General features: G+C 57.6%; 18 protein-coding genes. 15 read left to right on the top strand and 3 right to left on the bottom strand.

All coding sequences use genetic code 11. The annotated features are described in order from the left end of the window. Positions 1-57: 57 nt before the first annotated feature. The 14 genes from HMPREF1022_RS12065 to HMPREF1022_RS12130 all read left to right on the top strand — a co-directional run bounded on the left by HMPREF1022_RS12065 (position 58) and on the right by HMPREF1022_RS12130 (position 12,442). Positions 58-1,062: an alcohol dehydrogenase catalytic domain-containing protein gene (locus tag HMPREF1022_RS12065; RefSeq protein ID WP_009303328.1), complete on the top strand. Its 1,005-nt coding sequence runs from the start codon at positions 58-60 to the stop codon at positions 1,060-1,062. Between the two features lie 51 nt (positions 1,063-1,113). Continuing rightward, positions 1,114-2,193: an ABC transporter substrate-binding protein gene (locus HMPREF1022_RS12070; protein ID WP_009303329.1), complete on the top strand. Its 1,080-nt coding sequence runs from the start codon at positions 1,114-1,116 to the stop codon at positions 2,191-2,193. A 210-nt stretch (positions 2,194-2,403) separates the two neighbouring features. Further along, positions 2,404-3,144 carry an ABC transporter permease gene (locus tag HMPREF1022_RS12075; protein ID WP_232221600.1) on the top strand — a complete coding sequence of 247 codons (741 nt, stop codon included), beginning with the start codon at positions 2,404-2,406 and terminating at the stop codon, positions 3,142-3,144. Next, positions 3,141-3,920 carry an ABC transporter permease gene (locus tag HMPREF1022_RS12080; protein WP_008682899.1) on the top strand — a complete coding sequence of 260 codons (780 nt, stop codon included), beginning with the start codon at positions 3,141-3,143 and terminating at the stop codon, positions 3,918-3,920. The genes HMPREF1022_RS12075 and HMPREF1022_RS12080 overlap by 4 nt, the downstream gene beginning before the upstream one ends. Next, a complete protein-coding gene (locus tag HMPREF1022_RS12085; RefSeq protein WP_009303331.1) occupies positions 3,917-4,684 on the top strand; it encodes an ABC transporter ATP-binding protein in 768 nt (255 codons plus the stop codon). Before HMPREF1022_RS12080 ends, HMPREF1022_RS12085 begins: the two co-directional genes overlap by 4 nt. Before the next feature lie 137 nt (positions 4,685-4,821). Continuing rightward, positions 4,822-5,595: an ABC transporter ATP-binding protein gene (locus tag HMPREF1022_RS12090; protein ID WP_008682902.1), complete on the top strand. Its 774-nt coding sequence runs from the start codon at positions 4,822-4,824 to the stop codon at positions 5,593-5,595. A 75-nt stretch (positions 5,596-5,670) separates the two neighbouring features. Then, on the top strand, positions 5,671-6,639 hold the full coding sequence (locus HMPREF1022_RS12095) for a Bug family tripartite tricarboxylate transporter substrate binding protein (protein WP_009303332.1): 969 nt from the start codon (positions 5,671-5,673) through the stop codon (positions 6,637-6,639). Between the two features lie 103 nt (positions 6,640-6,742). Continuing rightward, entirely contained in the window at positions 6,743-8,263 is a 1,521-nt protein-coding gene (locus HMPREF1022_RS12100) for a tripartite tricarboxylate transporter permease (protein WP_009303333.1), read from the top strand. Next, positions 8,256-8,711 carry a tripartite tricarboxylate transporter TctB family protein gene (locus tag HMPREF1022_RS12105; protein WP_008682905.1) on the top strand — a complete coding sequence of 152 codons (456 nt, stop codon included), beginning with the start codon at positions 8,256-8,258 and terminating at the stop codon, positions 8,709-8,711. Before HMPREF1022_RS12100 ends, HMPREF1022_RS12105 begins: the two co-directional genes overlap by 8 nt. 21 nt (positions 8,712-8,732) lie before the next feature. Further along, positions 8,733-9,977, top strand: coding sequence for a nickel-dependent lactate racemase (larA, locus tag HMPREF1022_RS12110; RefSeq protein ID WP_008682906.1), 1,245 nt, complete (start codon positions 8,733-8,735; stop codon positions 9,975-9,977). A gap of 12 nt (positions 9,978-9,989) precedes the next feature. Next, complete coding sequence (locus HMPREF1022_RS12115) at positions 9,990-10,670, top strand: dimethylmenaquinone methyltransferase (RefSeq protein WP_008682907.1); 681 nt, start codon at positions 9,990-9,992, stop codon at positions 10,668-10,670. A gap of 390 nt (positions 10,671-11,060) precedes the next feature. Then, the gene (locus tag HMPREF1022_RS12120) at positions 11,061-11,738 is read left to right on the top strand and encodes a DUF421 domain-containing protein (RefSeq protein ID WP_009303334.1); all 678 of its coding nucleotides are present in this window, start codon (positions 11,061-11,063) and stop codon (positions 11,736-11,738) included. A 22-nt stretch (positions 11,739-11,760) separates the two neighbouring features. Beyond that, complete coding sequence (locus HMPREF1022_RS12125) at positions 11,761-12,012, top strand: GlsB/YeaQ/YmgE family stress response membrane protein (RefSeq protein WP_008682910.1); 252 nt, start codon at positions 11,761-11,763, stop codon at positions 12,010-12,012. A gap of 169 nt (positions 12,013-12,181) precedes the next feature. Further along, on the top strand, positions 12,182-12,442 hold the full coding sequence (locus HMPREF1022_RS12130; RefSeq protein ID WP_009303336.1) for a GH32 C-terminal domain-containing protein: 261 nt from the start codon (positions 12,182-12,184) through the stop codon (positions 12,440-12,442). Between the two features lie 33 nt (positions 12,443-12,475). On the opposite strand, the gene HMPREF1022_RS12135 is transcribed toward HMPREF1022_RS12130, so the two are convergent. Further along, complete coding sequence (locus HMPREF1022_RS12135) at positions 12,476-13,957, bottom strand: sigma-54 dependent transcriptional regulator (protein WP_009303337.1); 1,482 nt, start codon at positions 13,955-13,957, stop codon at positions 12,476-12,478. 109 nt (positions 13,958-14,066) lie between these two features. Between HMPREF1022_RS12135 and larB the strand changes: the two genes are divergently transcribed. Then, positions 14,067-14,840: a nickel pincer cofactor biosynthesis protein LarB gene (gene larB / locus HMPREF1022_RS12140; RefSeq protein WP_009303338.1), complete on the top strand. Its 774-nt coding sequence runs from the start codon at positions 14,067-14,069 to the stop codon at positions 14,838-14,840. A gap of 239 nt (positions 14,841-15,079) precedes the next feature. On the opposite strand, the gene HMPREF1022_RS12145 is transcribed toward larB, so the two are convergent. Next, entirely contained in the window at positions 15,080-15,304 is a 225-nt protein-coding gene (locus HMPREF1022_RS12145) for a hypothetical protein (RefSeq protein WP_009303339.1), read from the bottom strand. Between the two features lie 172 nt (positions 15,305-15,476). Then, positions 15,477-17,171 carry a M23 family metallopeptidase gene (locus HMPREF1022_RS12150; protein WP_009303340.1) on the bottom strand — a complete coding sequence of 565 codons (1,695 nt, stop codon included), beginning with the start codon at positions 17,169-17,171 and terminating at the stop codon, positions 15,477-15,479. Positions 17,172-17,340 lie beyond the last annotated feature (169 nt).

The following is a 17,340-nucleotide window of genomic DNA, read 5'->3' on the forward strand; positions in this document are numbered from 1 at the left end:
TCAACCAGGGGATGGAAATCCAGCAGATGCCTTCCCTTGCGTACAGCAGGAGTCCAGATGATGAAAGCCCTGGTGTATACGCAACCCCATGAAATGCAATGTCGGGACTATCCCGAACCGACTCTTGAACCCGGCGAGGTCATTATAGAAATCAAGGCCTCGGGTATCTGCGGCTCGGACATGCATGCCTACCACGGGCATGACCCCCGCCGCCAGCCCGGCTTGGTCATGGGCCACGAACTCTCCGGCGAAATCCATGCCAGTGCTTCTCCGCGCTTCAAAGCGGGACAGAAGGTTACGGTGGATCCTTTGATCACCTGCGGGTGCTGTTCATACTGCCGTACCGGCCGGGACAATTTGTGCGAAAACAGGGGAATGGTGGGCATGAGTCGCCCCGGCGCCTACGCCGAGTTCATGTCCATCCCGACAAGCTCGGTCATTCCCGTTCCCGACGACATGCCGCATACCATGGCCGTGCTCACCGAACCGGCCGCCACCGTGCTGCATGCTTTGAATATCTCTTTGCCCAAAATGGCACGGCCGGTACAGGAATGTAAGGTTCTGGTCATCGGCGGCGGGGCCATCGGCCTGCTCATGGCCCTCCTACTTCGATCACGCGGCGTGCACCACGTGGACCTGGCGGAAACCAATCCCCTGCGGCTCGCCTCGGCCGGCGAACACAGCAAAGCCCGGGCCTTTGATCCGATGGCCGAACCTCCGGCGGAATCCTTTTACGAGTATGTCGTGGACGCCGTGGGGCGCAAAGTCACCCGCGAGATGGCCGTTCACGCTCTCAAGCCCGGCGGTGTGCTCATGCACATGGGTCTGCAGGACTGGAGCAGCCAGATGGATATGCGCAAAATCACCCTTGCCGAGCACGTCGTCCTCGGCACCTACACCTATACCTATGCGGATTTGCAGGCCACAGTGGAAGCCCTGCGCAACAACGTTTTCGGCAACCTCGCTTGGGTGGAGTACCGCTCTCTGGCTGACGGGCCGGAGGCCTTCCGAGTCCTGGATCAGCGAAAGACCCAGGCCGCCAAAATCGTTTTGCTGCCGTAAGAGGACACGAGGGAGAATCCCTCCGTACACGCCAACAGCAGGAGTCTGACAATGAAGAATGTGTTTTTCGCCTCACTGTTCAGCCTGTGCCTTTGCGCTCTCCTGACCGTTCCCCAGCCATCGGCCGCAGCCGATAAACCCGAAGTACGCACCAGCGCCCAGCCCTGTCTGCACGGTCTGCCTCTGTGGTATGCCGAAAAAGCCGGCTGGCTGAAAGACGCGCCTTTTACCGACACCTTCATGCTCTTCGCCTCGGGCGCACCGCAGACCGAGGCCTTGGCGGCCGACCAGTGGGATGTGGGCGCCATGGGCACAGTGCCTACCATGATGGCCAGTATGCGCTACGGATACAAGCTGATCGGCATTTCCAACGAAGAAGGAGCTACCAACGACCTTTGGGTGCGCCCGGATTCTCCGCTGCTCAAGCATAAGGGGGCCAATCCGGCCTATCCTGACATTTTCGGCACGGATGAGGACTGGAAAGGCAAAAAGATACTGGTCACCACCGTGTCCACCGGCCACTACGCCCTAACCGCCACCTTGGAACGACTTGGTCTGAAGGACAGCGATGTGGACATCGTGCACATGGAGCAGGGCCAGGCCATGACCGCCTTTAACGCCGGCCAGGGTGACATCCTTCAGCTCTGGGCTCCTCTGAGCTACGTGGCCGAGGCCAAGGGCTGGACAAGGGTTTCCTCGGGTGCGGCGGCCAAGGTGATGATCGCTGGCGGCATCGGCGTGCGCAAGGAGTTCGCGGAACAGCACCCCGATCTGGTGGTAGCCTGGCTCGACCTGTACATGCGCGGCGTGGAAGGCATGAAGGAACATCCCGAACAGTACGTCAAGCCGCTGCTCTCCTATTTTAACGATTATTGCGGCCTGGAGTTGAATGAGAACCAAGTCAGAATGGAATTCAAATACCGTCCGCTCTTCAATGTAGCCGAGCAGATCGAAGCCATGGAAAATCCGGACAAGCTTCCCGCCTGGGTGCGCGGCGTGGCGAACTTCATGCTGGCGCAGGGACGAATCAAAAAGAAGGAATATGACCGCTACGTCCAGGCCAACTTCAATATCGATCCTTCGTTCATGAAGAAGCTCGCGGCCCTGCGCGCCGCACGCGGCCAGAAATAGGTCCTGGCCCGGCGCCTTCCATAATCCGGCGTCCTCCACACGCCGTCGTCCGCTCGACCATTTTTGCCGAGTGGACGACGGCCGGGAGAAAAAGGAGCCCTTATGCGCCAAGATACGGAAAAAAGAGACGCGTCCGATCAAGAATTGAAGCTTGAGATTCAAAAAGCCAATTATTTCGCCACAGCCGCCAGAGAAAATTGGATATCCATCGTGAGCTTTCTGATTTTCCTGGTGGTCTGGGAACTAATTTGCCGCTTTGATCTTATCGGTCCTTACCAACTTGTGCCCCCCTCGGAAGTTATCACGGTATTTTTTGAAAAGTTGACGGACGTCAACCCTGACGGAACGGTATTGCAACAACACGCCCTGGCGAGCCTGGCCCTGGCTTTGGCCGGATTTCTCGCCGCCGTGGTCATCGGCGTGCCTCTGGGATTGTTCATGGGCTGGTATCCCAAGGTCAATCTGCTGGTACGCCCGCTTTTCGACGCCATCCGACCCATCCCGCCCATTGCCTGGATTCCCATTGCCATTCTCTGGCTGGGCATCGGCATGACGGCCAAGGCTTTCATCATTTTTCTCGCTGCCTTTGTGCCCTGTGTAATCAACTCCTATACGGGCATCCGGCTGACCAATCCGGTCCTTATCCGGGTGGCTGAAATTTACGGGGCCTCCAATTTTGAGACATTCCGCAAAATCGGCGTTCCATCGGCCATTCCCATGATTTTCACCGGCATGAAACTCTCTCTCAACGCCGCCTGGACAACCCTGGTGGCCGCTGAGCTGCTGGCCGCCTCCGTAGGATTGGGCTTCATGATTCAGCAGGGCAGACGTCTGGCCCGCCCGGACATTATCATTGTGGGCATGCTGACCATCGGTTTTCTGGGAGCTCTGATGTCCTGGATTCTGACCAGAATTGAAGCCCGCTTCGCCTCGTCCAGGAGGCTTGCATGAACCGCTTCATTTCGCAAAATGCCCGCTGGCTCGCGCCCGTGGCTTCCATCGGCGCTTTTGTAGTGCTCTGGGGCCTGGTTTCGCTCAACGTTGATCCTGACTTTCTACCCTCGCCCCTGAAAGTCTGGCAGGAATTCGTGCGCCTGTTCAACCATCCGGTGGGCGGCACAACCATTCTCGGCCATGTGGGATTCAGTCTCAGACGGGTTCTGATCGCTTTTGGTCTGGCCGTTCTGCTGGGCCTGCCCCTGGGTCTGTTGATGGGTTGGAACCGGACCTGCGAAAAAATCGTGGCCCCCATCTTTGAAGTACTGCGGCCCATTCCGCCCATTGCCTGGATTCCCATCGCCATTCTCTGGCTGGGCGTGGCTGAAGGTTCGAAAATCTTCATCTGCTTCGTGGGCGCGTTTGTAATTATGATCCTCAACTCCTATACCGGCATGCGCTACGTGGACCCCTTGCTTATCGACGCGGCCAGATCCTTTGGTGCGAGTCGCTCCCAGCAGTTCTTCAACGTGGCCGTGCCCGCCTGCATGCCCTCCATCTTCGCCGGGGTTCAGAACTCCTTGTCCATGGCCTGGATGTGCGTACTGGCCGCCGAAATGGTCGGCGCGCGCGAAGGCGTGGGCTACATCATCATTCAGGGCATGGATCTCAACAAATCATCCATGATCCTGGTGGGCATGGTTCTTATCGGCATCGTGGGTTCCCTGCTGGCCGCGACGTTGCGTTGCACCGAGCGCCTGCTCTGCCCCTGGAGGAGGGAAATGGTATGAAGGAGAGGAGCGTCAAAATAGAATGCGTGAACGTCTCCAAGACCTTCCACGTGCCCGGCCAGAAGCAGTTGCTGCATGTGCTGAACAAGGTCTCGCTGAAGGTCTATGAAAACGAGTTCCTGGTCATTCTCGGTCCGGGCCAGAGCGGCAAGACGGTGCTGCTCAACTGCATGGACGGATTGATTGAGCCCACGGCCGGAGAAATCCGCATAAGCGGCAAGATCATCAACGGGCCGGGACCGGATCGCGGAATGGTCTTCCAACGCTATGCGCTTTTTCCCTGGAAAACAGTGGAACACAATGTGGCCTTCGGCCTGGCTGTGCGCGGCGTGCCCGTGAAGGAACGTCTGGCCGTGGCCCGGCGCTACATTGAGCTTGTGGGGCTGACCGGTTTTGAAAAAGCCTACCCGGCCCAGCTTTCCGGAGGCATGAAACAGCGCGTGGGCATTGCCAGGGCCTATGCCAATGATCCGGACATCCTGCTTATGGACGAACCGTTCGGAGCGCTGGATGCCCAGACTCGCTACGCCATGGAACAGGAATTGCGGACCATCTGGGAAAAGGAAAAACGTACGGTCTGTTTTGTGACCAATAATATTGAAGAAGCCATTTATCTGGGGGATCGAGTGGTGGTCATGTCCGCTCTGCCGGGCCGGGTCAAGACCGAATACAGCATAGATATTCCCTCGCCACGTGCTTATACGCATCCGGATTTCCTGACCCTGCGCAAACAAATATCCGAAGACACCGACCTGGTGCTCTAGAGCGTTTTGATATTGAAAACATCGCAACGCTCTGTGCGGATTTTCCATGGAAATCCGCACCGCGAAATTATCGTAAGGCGAATGTACTTCACTGTTACGCGATAATTTCAAGCGCAAAATACTCTAGGAGGACGATCATGCACTTCGGAGACAAGGAAACTTACGCCGAGGGCCGGGAAGTCAAGGTTTCGGTGACCAATCTTACCAAATGCTATGACGAATTGCTGGTGCTCGACGACATCAATTTCGATATCTACAAAGGCGAAATGCTTTGCATCGTAGGCCCCACCGGCTGCGGCAAAACCACTTTTCTGAACTGCCTTTCCCGCTTCATCCCCATCACCAACGGCTCCATCATGGTGGACGGTAAACCGGCGGATCCGAAAATCCACAACATCGCCTTTGTATTTCAGGAAGTTTCGGCCATTCCCTGGCTCACCGTGGAGGATAACATTCGCTTCGGTCTGCGCATTAAGCGATTGCCAGAAGTGGAAATTGAAAAACGTGTAGAGCGGATGCTCGACATCGTGGGCCTTGCCAGATACCGCACCTATTATCCCCAACAACTTTCCGCCAGCATGGAGCAACGAGTCGTCATCGCCCGCAATTTCGCCATTAATCCCGATCTCCTGCTTATGGACGAGCCTTACGGCCAGCTGGATGTAAAATTACGCTATTATCTGGAAGACGAACTCATGCGCATCTGGAAAGAATTGGGCAGCACGGTGGCCTTCATTACCCACAATATCGAGGAGGCCGTGTACCTAGCCGAAAGGATTTTAATTCTCTCCCCCAAGCCTTCGACCATCAAAGAAGAAGTCATCGTGGATCTGCCGCGCCCCAGGCAGTATGACGACCCGGAATTCGTCAAGATCCGCGATTACGTCACTGAACGCATCAAGTGGTGGTGACGGAACACGAGTCCTTCAGACTCCACCGTCAAACAAGATTTCCCAATTACACTATCTAAGCACAAGGAGACTCAGATGAAGATGGCAAAAACATCGGCTCTTTTTCTCGTGGCTCTGATGCTGACCCTGGTGGCCTCTTTTCCAGTTGCCGCCGCCTATCCCGAAAAACCCTTGAACATGATTATCGTCTTTACCGCTGGCGGCTCCAGCGACGTGCAGGCCCGGATCATGCAGAAATACTGGGATAAATATGTGAAACAGCCTTGGGTATTCGTCTACAAGCCCGGCGCAGGCGGCATTCTGGGCTCCACGGAACTCGCCCGTAGCGCGTCGGACGGCTATACCATCGGCGGCCTGAATGTGCCCCATCTCGTGTTGCAATCTCTGGCGCAGAACGCCCAGTTCAACCCAGAAAGCTTTAAATTCATCGCCCAGGTGGTTAACGACCCCCAATGCGTGGCCGTGCTCAAAACAAGCCCCTACAAAACTTTTCAACAAATTCTGGATGCGGCGAAGGCCAAGCCCGGTAAGCTCAAGGTCGGACTGGTCGGCCCTTTGAGCGGACATCACCTTATGTTTCTGGACTTCAACAAAAAACTTCCCGACGCCAAACTCAGCCGCGTGTTCTACAAAGGAGCGGCCGACCAGAACGCGGCCCTGCTCGGCGGCGAAGTGGATCTCATTTTCGGCAATATCAATGACGTAATGCGCTCAATTGATGAATTCCGCGTACTCAACGTGGCTGCAGAAAAACGCAACAGCTTTCTGCCAGACGTGCCCACCTTCAAGGAACAGGGCATTGATATTGTCTCCGATATCCGGCGCACCTTTGCCGCCCCTAAGGATATCCCGGCCGAAAAGCTGGCTTGGCTGCGTAAAACCTTCAAGCGGATCTGTGAGGACCCCGATTATCTGAGTGACATGAAAAAGGCCGGCCAACCGGCGGAATATATGGATGGCGAGGCACTCACCACCTATATCGATTCCCTGCAGGCCCGTGAAAAAAAGACGCTTGAGGAAGCAGGACTGATTCCGAAGAAATAGAGTGGTCGGATATGGCGGGGCAGGGAAGTCCAGCCCCGCCGTCTTCTAGGGACATTGGCTAGTCCGTCCCATGGGCTGATTCCCTCCCGTACAGGAGTCGCGGATGACTGAATTTATTCTTCCCTCCCTGCAAAATCTTGTTGACCCCCTGAACCTTTTTCTGATGATCGCCGGCCTGACCGGCGGCATCGTCATCGGTGCCCTGCCGGGCCTTTCCGCGACCATGGGCGTGGCGCTGATGGTACCGGCCACCTTTGCCATGACCCCCACGCATGGACTCGTGATGCTGGGTGCCATCTATGCTGGAGCCATATACGGCGGAGCCAATTCGGCCATTTTGATCTGTACGCCAGGCACGCCCTCTTCCGTGGCCACCACCTTCGATGGCTGGCCTCTCTGCAAGAATGGCCAAGCGGATACGGCTCTCTATACCTCCCTGCTTTCCTCAGCCTTCGGCGGCATCATCGGCACCTTTTTCCTTCTGTTTCTGGCGGGCGCGCTGGCCCGCTTCGCCCTGAACTTCGGCGGACCGGAAAACTTCTGGCTTTGTCTTTTCGGGCTAAGCACCATCGCGGTCATGACGCCCGAGAACATGGGCAAGGGCATTGTCTCCGGTGCCATCGGTCTGCTGGTGTCCACCATCGGCCTTGATCCCAACACGGGCATCCCTCGCTTTACCTTTGACATATACGGCCTGGTACAGGGGGTATCAGTCATTCCCTGTATGATCGGTCTGTTTTCTTTTTCCCAGGTGCTCTATCTTATCGGTACGGATAGAACCTTCGTGGCCGCGTACCACCCCCGTAGGGGCACTTTCGGCCGCGTGGCCGGTTATCTCGCCACCCGCTGCAAAAAAGTATTGCTACGCTCCTCCATCATCGGCACCTGGGTGGGTATGCTGCCGGGCGCGGGCGGTGAAATCGCCTCTATCATCGCCTATAATGAATCCAAACGCTGGGCTAGGGACCCCTCTATCTACGGCAAGGGCAGCATTGAAGGCGTGGCCGCCTCGGAAAGCGCCAACAACGCGGTCATCGGCGGTTCGCTGATTCCCATGCTGACTCTGGGCATTCCGGGCAGCGCAGTGGCCGCAGTGATCCTCGGCGCGCTCATGGCCCATGGTATCCAGCCGGGTTTCAAAATTTTCACCGCCACCGGTGAACTGGCCTATACCTTCATTTTTTCGCAATTTCTGGTGAACCTGCTGATGATCCCGATCGGTTTCGTTCTCTGCCGCTGCATGGCCAAGCTGCTCAATATCCGACTGACTTTTGTGGCCATCGGTATTGTCGTGCTGTCCTACATCGGGGCCTATGCCATCTCCAACAGTCTTGTGGATATCTGGATCGTTCTAGTCTTCGGTTTCGTGGGCTTTTTCGGCGGCAAACTGGGCATGGATACCGGAGCCATGGCCTTGGGCGTGATCTTGGGGCCCATGATTGAAGAAAATCTCGGCAAATGTCTCGATCTTGCCCATTCCGTTGATGGCGGACTCCCGGCTGTCATGCTTGGCGGCAGCATCAGCAAAGTACTGATCGCGGCATTGTTGCTCTCCTTCGCGACTCCTTGGCTGCTACGGTTGAAGAAAAAACAGACTGACCCCCAGGAGAAAAACCATGCGTAAAAGTATCTCGGATATTTTGTGCGGCGCGAGTTTTCTGGCGATCAGCGCGGCTTTCGGCCTGCAGTATGGAGGACTCACGGGCGTAAGCCGCATATTTCCGGAAAGTCTGATACTCATTATCGCTGTGGGTGGACTATGGTTTGTGGGCAAGGGTCTGTATAAACGACGCGGGGAATCCCCCACAGACGCGGAACACGTCGCCTGGAGAAAAGTTGGATATATCGCCGCGATGGCGGCCATCTACGCCGCACTGATCGGTACTCTGGGCTTTTTCAGCAGTACGACGCTGTTCATATTCTGTTCCTCCCTGCTGCTGGGAGACAAAAGTCGGGGCCTGGGACGCCTTGCCGTTGCCGGACTGCTGTACAGCCTTTTCTTCAGTCTGTCCGTCTGGTTCAGCTTTACCAAGCTGCTCAATGTACCGACGCCCGCAGGTTTTTTATTCTGAACCTCATACGGAATTCACGCTATGCGTCATACTGTGAAATACGGAAAGGGCAACCTTTCTTTTGACCTTCCGGACGACACTTCCGTCACGGTTTTTGAACCACGACATATTCCGTCCCTGGTTAATCCCCTCGGCGTTTTTGAGCGAGCTCTTGACGCTCCGGAAGGCTGTCCGCGCCTGGAAGACTTCCCCGCGCCCGCCTCGGTCGCCATTGCCGTTCCGGACGAAACCCGGCCTTTTCCTACCAGCTTGCTTCTCCCACCCCTACTTAAAAAAATTTTCAAAATCTGGCCTGCTCTCCTGCCGGACCACGTATGCGTCGTGGTAGGCGGCGGTCTGCATGAGCCCCCGGATGCCGCACAGCTCAAGCGTATTCTGCCCGACGATCTTTACGGTTGCCGAGTCGTCAGCCATGACGCCCGGAAATCGGAAATGATCCGCCTCGGTACAACCGCCAGAGGAACCCCTGTGGAAATCAACGCGGCCTATGCCAGAGCGGAATTGAAGATCGTCATGGGCATGGTGGACGCCCACCAGTTTGTGGGCTTTACAGGTGGGGCCAAGGGCGTCGTCGTGGGGTGCGCCTCAGCGACCATGATTGAAAAAAATCATTCCATGCTTAAAGAGCCTTGCGCTTTTGCCGGAAACCTTGAAGAAAATCCCGTCCGTATTGATCTCAATGAAGCGGGACGCATTGCCGGAGTAAAACTTGCCGTCAATGTCTCCCTGGACGCACAGAAAAATATTGCAGCGCTTTTTGTGGGTGATCCACCGACCATCCTGCGTTCTGCGGCCAGGAAAACACGTGAGCTTTACGGCATGGAACTACGGGAGACATTCGATATTGTCATTGCTTCCTGTGGCGGCAGTCCCAAAGACATCTGTTTGTATCAGGCCCAGAAGGCGCTGGATGCCGCCCGCCGCTGCGCGGGTAAGAATGGAAAAATACTGCTGGTTGCGGAATGCGCACAAGGCATCGGGGACGAGCGCTATCTGGAGTATGCCCGGAACTTCTCGGATCATGCATCGTTACTGCGGGATTTTGAAAATCAGACATTCAGGATGGGCGCTCACAAGGCATATCTTTTTTCACGGGTAGCGGCCACACACGAGATAGTATTACATACCGCTCTTTCCCAAGAGGATCTCGCCTCCTGCCTGCTGAACAAAGGCAACCTGCAAGTTACCCTGTCCGACTGGCTTACCGCTGAGCCAGAGGCCCGCATCGCACTCATAACTAATGCCAATGCAACCTTTTTCTTTTAATCGGGTAAATCCATGAACAGCGCACGCTATAGGATCAGACAACATATCGAACGCCCGGATTCTTTGCTGCTGCAATGCTTCCGGGACCTGGCCGTGGCCGACATCTGCGACGCCCTGGGCCGCAACGCCGCCCTGCCCTCGGCCATCAAGCCTCTGGGCGTCGCGCGCCTGCTGGGCACGGCCTACACGGTCAATCTGCCCGCCGGTGAAAACCTGTTGCTCTACTACGCTGTGGATAATGCCCGGCCCGGCGATGTGCTGGCTGTGGCCTGCGACGGGTACGAAGACCGCGCCGTGTGCGGCGAGATCATGGCCGCTCTGGCCCGCAAGCGGGGCCTGGCCGGTTTTGTGGTGGACGGGGCGGTGCGGGACGCGGACGCCCTGCGGGCCATGGACTTTCCGGTCTACGCCCGCGCGGTTTCACCCAACGGTCCGTACAAGGACGGCTGCGGCGAAATCAACGCGCCCATTGCCATGGGCAATGCGGTAATCAGGCCGGGCGACATACTGGTGGCCGACGGCGACGGCATTGTGGCCGTCAGCCGGGACGAAGCTGAATCCGCGGCCATACAGGCCCGCGCCATCCGGGATACCGGCTTGTGTAAGCTCAAATCCATTGAAAAAACCGGCAAGCTGGATTTCAACTGGCTGTACGAAAAACTGGCGGCCGGTTCCTGCGCCATCTTTGACTGACGCCAGGCCTTCCCGCCGAATTGGAAGCTGAGGGGGAACATCCCTCAACAGCAGGCCGGTTTCCGCATAATACGGAAACCGGCCGTTGTTTTTTACAAAGCTACATCAACAGGCCCCTCTTGCCCCGCGCATTTTCTCCTCCGGGCCCCTCCCACCGGACAAATGCGATTCGAAAACGCCGATATTCTCCATGCGGTCGCGGCAGCTACTTGCTTTCTCTCCTACAGGATACATTATATAGAAATTATAGTCTTTTTTTGACCACCCAGCCTGATCGGCGTGAGGACAGACTAAAAATATGCCGTTTTCTTGGGGAGCTTCAGAACATAACCGGCTCTGACGCAGGCGTGTTCAGGCAGTTTTCAGATAAAAAATTTCCCGGAGATTCAGATGGATCAGGCCATAATGGATTCACTTGTTGTATACGGAAACATCGCCGTAAAACTGGCCGTGGGCTTGACCGCTTTTATTCTGTTATTGCGGACGACCAATCGCGGCCAACTGACGCAGATGACGCCTGTGGACCTCATCGGCAACTTTGTGCTGGGCGGCATTATCGGCGGCGTTATTTATAATCCGGACATTCACATCATAAAATTCATCATCGTGCTGGCGCTGTGGGAGATTCTTGTGATCTCCGTCAATTCATTGCGCATGCATACCGAATCCGGGCGAAAAATGATTGTGGGCTCGCCCACTCCTATTGTGATCAAGGGAGAATATCTGCAGGACAAATTTCAACAGGCCGGACTTGATATTGCCGACTTTGCGACCCTGGCGCGAATGCAGGGCATTCATTCACTCCATGACATATGGAATGCGCAGCTTGAACCCAACGGTCAGGTCACCATCCAGAAAAAGGATGAACCCAAAAGGGCAATTATTCTTGTAAGCAACGGCGTTATCGATGAAAATGCCATGAAGCTGATCGAAAAAGATGAGGAATGGCTGAAACAGGAATTGAATAAAAACGGCTGTGATTCATGCAAAGATATTTTCTTTGCTGAATGGAACGAAGATACGGACGCTGAAGGAAAAAAATTCGGAAACCTCTATATCATTACGTGACAAAAAAAAGAAGGACAATAAAATGGGCATTATATCCTGGATTATTTTTGGCTTAGTCGCTGGCGCCATTGCGAAATTCATTTTGCCGGGACGTCTTGAACGCGGCTTTATTGTGACATCCCTGTTAGGAATCGTCGGCGCATGTGTCGGCGGATTCATCGGCACATGGCTTGGTTTCGGCAAAGTAACCGGATTTAACCTGCCGAGCTTTTTTGTGGCCGTACTGGGAGCGCTTCTCGTCTTGATCATCCACGGCAAGCTTACATCGCGCTAATGCGTCCGGAGTCCACCGGAGCATTGTTAATGAGCCCGTATAAAGTCGTCGGCAAGATATCTCCACATAAAATGCGCGTCAGGCGCGCTTCGGAGGCGGTCTTTGCCAATACCGGGGACAGCGGCTACGCCGACACCCGGCATTCCATCCGGCGCCGCCCAGCGGCTGGATGAACGCCCTCAACGGGCTCATTTACTACCGCGAAAGACATACGCTGCGTGTCTATATTGACCACACATCGGTGGAAGTCTTTGTGGGCAACGGTCAAACAGAGGGCTGCCACAGCCTGAGCAGCAGATTCTATTTTGACGGCATGGGAAAATGTGTCGATTTTTTTACGATTGAGGGCGGAGTGCGGCTTGAGCGTCTGAGCAGTTGGGAACTGAAGGCCGTCAACTGGCCCTACGGAAAAGTGACCCCCAGGGCGTGACGGCTGCCTCCCGTAACGGAGGCAAACGCCCCGTCAGTCCACGGGATGGCCCAGGGAACGGTATTCATTGAGCTTGTTGCGCAGGGTCCGCACCGAGATGCCCAACAGTTCGGCGGCCTGGGTGCGGTTGCCGGAGGTGGCTTCCAGGCCCTTGATGATCATGATCCGCTCCATTTCGTGCAGCGGAATTACCGGCCCGGCAAACGGCTCCGCCGGGGTATTGGAGCCTGCCGGAACAGATGCGGCGGTGGTAGCCACCGGCGCCGCGGAGGCGGCGGAGGGCCCGGCGGTTTCAACGCTCCCGTCCTCCGGGAGGCTGTCTTCCTCAAACAGGGGCCAAGCCTCGTTTTCCAGCAGAAAATGGCAGGGCTCCACCGGACGGCCGTTGGCCAGCAGTACGGCGCGCTCCATAAGGTTTTGCAGCTCGCGCACGTTGCCGGGAAAATCGTAATTTTTCAGCCAGCTCACAGCGGCTTCGGACAGGGATACGGGCGGCAGTTTATATTCGCGCACATACAGGTCCACGAAAAAGCGGGCCAGTTCCAGCACGTCGTCGCCGCGTTCGCGCAGGGAGGGCAGGCGCAGGGGAATGACATTGAGCCGGAAATACAGATCCTGACGGAATTTGCCCTGCTTGACCCAGTCTTCCAGATCGCGGTTGGTGGTGGCAAGCACGCGCACATCCACCCGCACGGTTTCCGCGCCGCCCACCCGGTCGATCTCGCCTTCCTGAAGCACGCGCAACAATTTAGCCTGCAGGGCCAGATCCATTTCGGAAATTTCGTCCAGCAGCAGGGTGCCCCCGCTGGCCAGCTCAAACTTGCCGAGTTTGCGGGCAATGGCTCCGGTAAAGGCTCCCTTTTCATGGCCGAACAATTCGCTTTCCAGCAGATGTTCAGGCAGGGCCGCGCAGTTCACGGCCACAAAGGGACCGCGCGCGCGTTTGCTCATGGCGTGCAAATAGCGGGCGAACATTTCCTTGCCCGTGCCCGACTCGCCGGTGATCAGCACCGTGGCCTTGGAAGCCGCCACCTGCCGGGCCAGCTGCAAGACCCTGGCAATGGCCGGATGCCGCCCCACGATGCGCGGGCCGCCCTGGCCTTCGGCATACTGCGGCCGATGTCCGCCAAAGGTGCTGGAAGCAGGCACGGACGCGGCTTTGCGCGGCTCGCGGGCCACGGCCATGATCCGTTCCACATCCAGAGGCTCCAGCCAGTAGTCGCGCGCGCCCAGACCGAGCAGGCGTTCGGCTTCTTCCGGGCTGCCCTTGTCGGTGGTGACGATGACCGGCGGGAAATTGGGGTCTTCCGCGCTCACGGCCAGCAGATCCTCCACCCGGAAGCCGGGAAGGGAAGGCCGCGCGAAAATCACGCCGGGACCGGACTTGCGGATAAAGACCGAAGCCCCTTTGAGATTTTCGGCAATGCCCAGCTCATAGCCGGCATCCCGCAGAGGCGGGAAAATGCCGGTAATGGCCTGGGCCGGCGCGAGAAAAAGCAGACGACGGGTCGACATGGGCCTTTTTGTACCGTGTCGCGTGCCACAATGCAACAGCACGGCCTGAATACGGCCTAATTACTGGGAAAAAGCTGACAACGCCTCCGACCTGACGTATACAGGCCGCATGCAGAAAAGCGTAATCAGGCATATTCTGACCCTGGTGGCTGAGGGCGGTCTTTCGACGGACAAGGCCTTGGATCAATTGAGTTTTGAAACCGCGCAAGATGCCTTGCACGGCCTGAATCTGGACCCGCAACGCGAACTGCGCAGCGGGCTGGGAGAAGTCATCTTTGCCCAGGGCAAGAGCGACGAGACCCTGCTGGCCGCCGTGGATGGCCTTTCCCGCCACGGGCCGGTACTGGTCAGCCGCGTCAGCCGGGCGCAGGCCGGGCTGCTGCGCAACATGTTTCCGGCGGGCCTGCACTGGCCTGAAGCCGGGCTGTTTTCCTTGGGCGGCCCGGAACAGCTGGAACAACAGATGACCCCGCCCTGGCCGCAATCCGGCGCGGCCCTGGTGGTTTCCGCCGGAGCCGCGGACATGGCCGTGGCCTTGGAAGCCTTCGGCGCGCTGGCGTTCTGGGGTTGTGACTGCGGTTGCGTCACGGATGTGGGCGTGGCCGGGCTGCACCGTCTGAGCCCGCATCTGCGGGCCCTGCACGAAGCACGGGTGATCATCGCCGTGGCCGGCATGGAAGGAGCCCTGCCCGGCGTGCTGGCGGGCCTTACCCCCGCTCCGGTACTGGCCGTGCCCACTTCGGTGGGCTACGGCGTGGGCGCGCACGGCTTCGCGGCGCTCTCCACCATGCTCTGCACTTGTGTGCCCGGCGTGGCCGTGCTCAATATCGACAACGGCTTCGGCGCGGCGGCCTTTGCGGCCAAGGTGCTGGGAAGAAAATAAAAAAACGCCTCCACAAGGGACGCTCATTTTTTGTTGATTCCTGTCCGGAACGACAAAGCTGGCGCTGCCCTCAACCCTATCGTTGCTGTCTTGATCCGTAACACGGCTTCGCCGTAAACGGCGCAAGCAAGCCGCCAGCGGCTGACACGCGGCGGGAACGTGGTCACACCTTGGCTTCAGGCGCGGACGTCCGCTCTCGCGGCCGTCAGGGCATTCAACATTTTCAAAGTTGAAATGCGTTAACCGTATGCGCTGACCACATTGCCCATATCCTGCATATTTTCCGCCGCGGCCCGCCACTGATCCTGCATGAAGGAAGCCGCACTAGCCGCGTCGGCCAGTTGCGCGGCGGCGGCCGTGCTGTCGCTGACTACGGACGGCGTGTAGGAAATCACCAGCGCGTCGCCGGGCGGCGTATCCTGCACCACGGAAAGACCCTGGGATATGGGATCAAAGAAGATCATACGGCCCTCCCCCGCTTCTTTCATGAAGCGGTCCGGCCGGATACGGACATTGCCCGGCATGACGCCTGCCTGCGTTGCCGAAGATGTCTTCTCCCCAAACTACAACATGTTGCGTTTGAAAAGTATAATATTTCAAACGTGAATTGTTCTGGAAGGCCGTATTCCGAAAAGTCTAGCTCCGACGGCGGCGTTTTTTGGGTTCCGGCTTTTTCTCCTTTTCCGCATCCGGCGCATTGTCGGTAAGCACGGCATTTTCCGGCACCACGCTGTCCACCGTATACTCGGCCAGGGGCTTGCGGTCTTTCAGATAAGCCAGTTCTTCGGCCACGACTTTTTCAAAGGCAGCCATGTGCCTGGCGGAAACCGGCTCGCCGCGCGGATTGATGGCCTTGGTGGGATTGATGAACTTGCCGTTCTGGCGCAGGCGGAAATCCAGATGCGGCCCGGTGGACAAACCCGTGCTGCCCACAAAGCCGATAACCTGGCCCTGGCGCACGCGCTGGCCCTGGCGCAGACCCCGGGCATAGCCGGAAAGGTGCGAATACATGGATTCCAGCCCGGCCACGTGCTTGACGATGATCTGGTTGCCGTAACCGCCGCCCCAGCTTCTTTTGGTGACCACGCCTTCGCCCACGGCCTTGACCGGCGTGCCGGTGGGCGCGCCGTAATCCACTCCCATATGCGGGCGGCTGTAGCCCAGAATAGGGTGCTTGCGGCTCGACGTGAAGCGGGAAGTCACACGGGTAAAGGCCAGGGGAGCCTGTAACAACGTTTTACGCAGGTTTTCGCCCTTGCGGTTGTAATACTGGGCCCGGCCAGAACCGTCCCGGAAAAGATAGGCCTCGAACGTTTTGCCCTTATTGGTGAAATGCGCGGCCAGAACGCGGCCGTAGCCTTTATATTCTCCCTCGCGATAGCGTTTCTCCACCAGCACGGAAAAACTGTCGCCCTCCTGCAGATCACGGATAAAGTTGATTTCCGCGCCGAAAAGGTCAGCCAGTTGCAGCGCCATTTGCGGGCTTTCGCCCACATCGGCCACGGCCTGGAAGAGATTGTCGCTGATGGTGGCTTCCACCGTGCTGAGCAGGGTGACGTATTCAATGGCCTCCACCCTGGCCACGGGCTCTTCGACGCCCTCCACCACCAGACGGCGGCGACTGTCGATTTCGTACTCAAAACGCTTGACCCGGCCCGAAGCCGAGTCTGTGACTATCACATAGGGCTGGCCCTCGCGGAAGGAACGCATGGAAAACACCTGGCGAGCCGCGCTGATATACTGGTAGATGCCTTCGCTGCCCGTATTTTCCAAAATTTTACTGATGGTGTCGCCCTTTTCCACCGTGCCTTTGACCACTTCCTCACCAGGGGCGCCATCGGGCCGCGCCTCTTCGATCAAGCCCGTGGAAGGCGCTTGCGCAGACGACTCCGCACCGGGCACGGCCGTGTCCGGCGGCAGGGAGGTCTCCTTACCGGAAACGCTGTCGGAAACATCCGGCTGGGCCTCTGGAAGCCGGGACCGATCGGTGGGATCAGAAGCGGAAGTCTGAACGGCCACAGCCTCGGGCGCACGCCCGGCCTCTTCAGAAACAGCTGTGCCCGTCCCGTTTTTATCCGCCTGCGGCGGACCGGGCCGCGCGGGCGGAACAGACGACATCTGTTGTCCGCTTGCATCCGCGCTTGGGTCTTGCCGGACCTTCTGATCCTGTTGCGCCTCTCGGCCCGTTCTCTGCGTCGATTGTTCCGAGACCTGTTCAGCCGCCTGTTCGGACGAGGCATCGGGCGTAAAGCCGGTTCTGCCGGCATGCTGTACCAGCACGCCGCCCACCAGAAAAATAAAAAAAACTCCCACCAGCCAGAGTCGTTTCATCGGCAACTCCATTTAATAACTATATCCGGCCCTCAGGGCCTTGTCCAGTTGACCCGCGCGGCTGGCGGAGCAAGGCTTTGAGATGATCGGATTCTTCCTTTTTTCATCCGATGCGCGCCTTGTACGCACCCTATCCACAATTGTCCACAGGCTGCGCGGGCCTACGGGC

It is taken from the genome of Desulfovibrio sp. 6_1_46AFAA (assembly GCF_000224635.1).
GTDB lineage: Bacteria > Desulfobacterota > Desulfovibrionia > Desulfovibrionales > Desulfovibrionaceae > Desulfovibrio > Desulfovibrio fairfieldensis.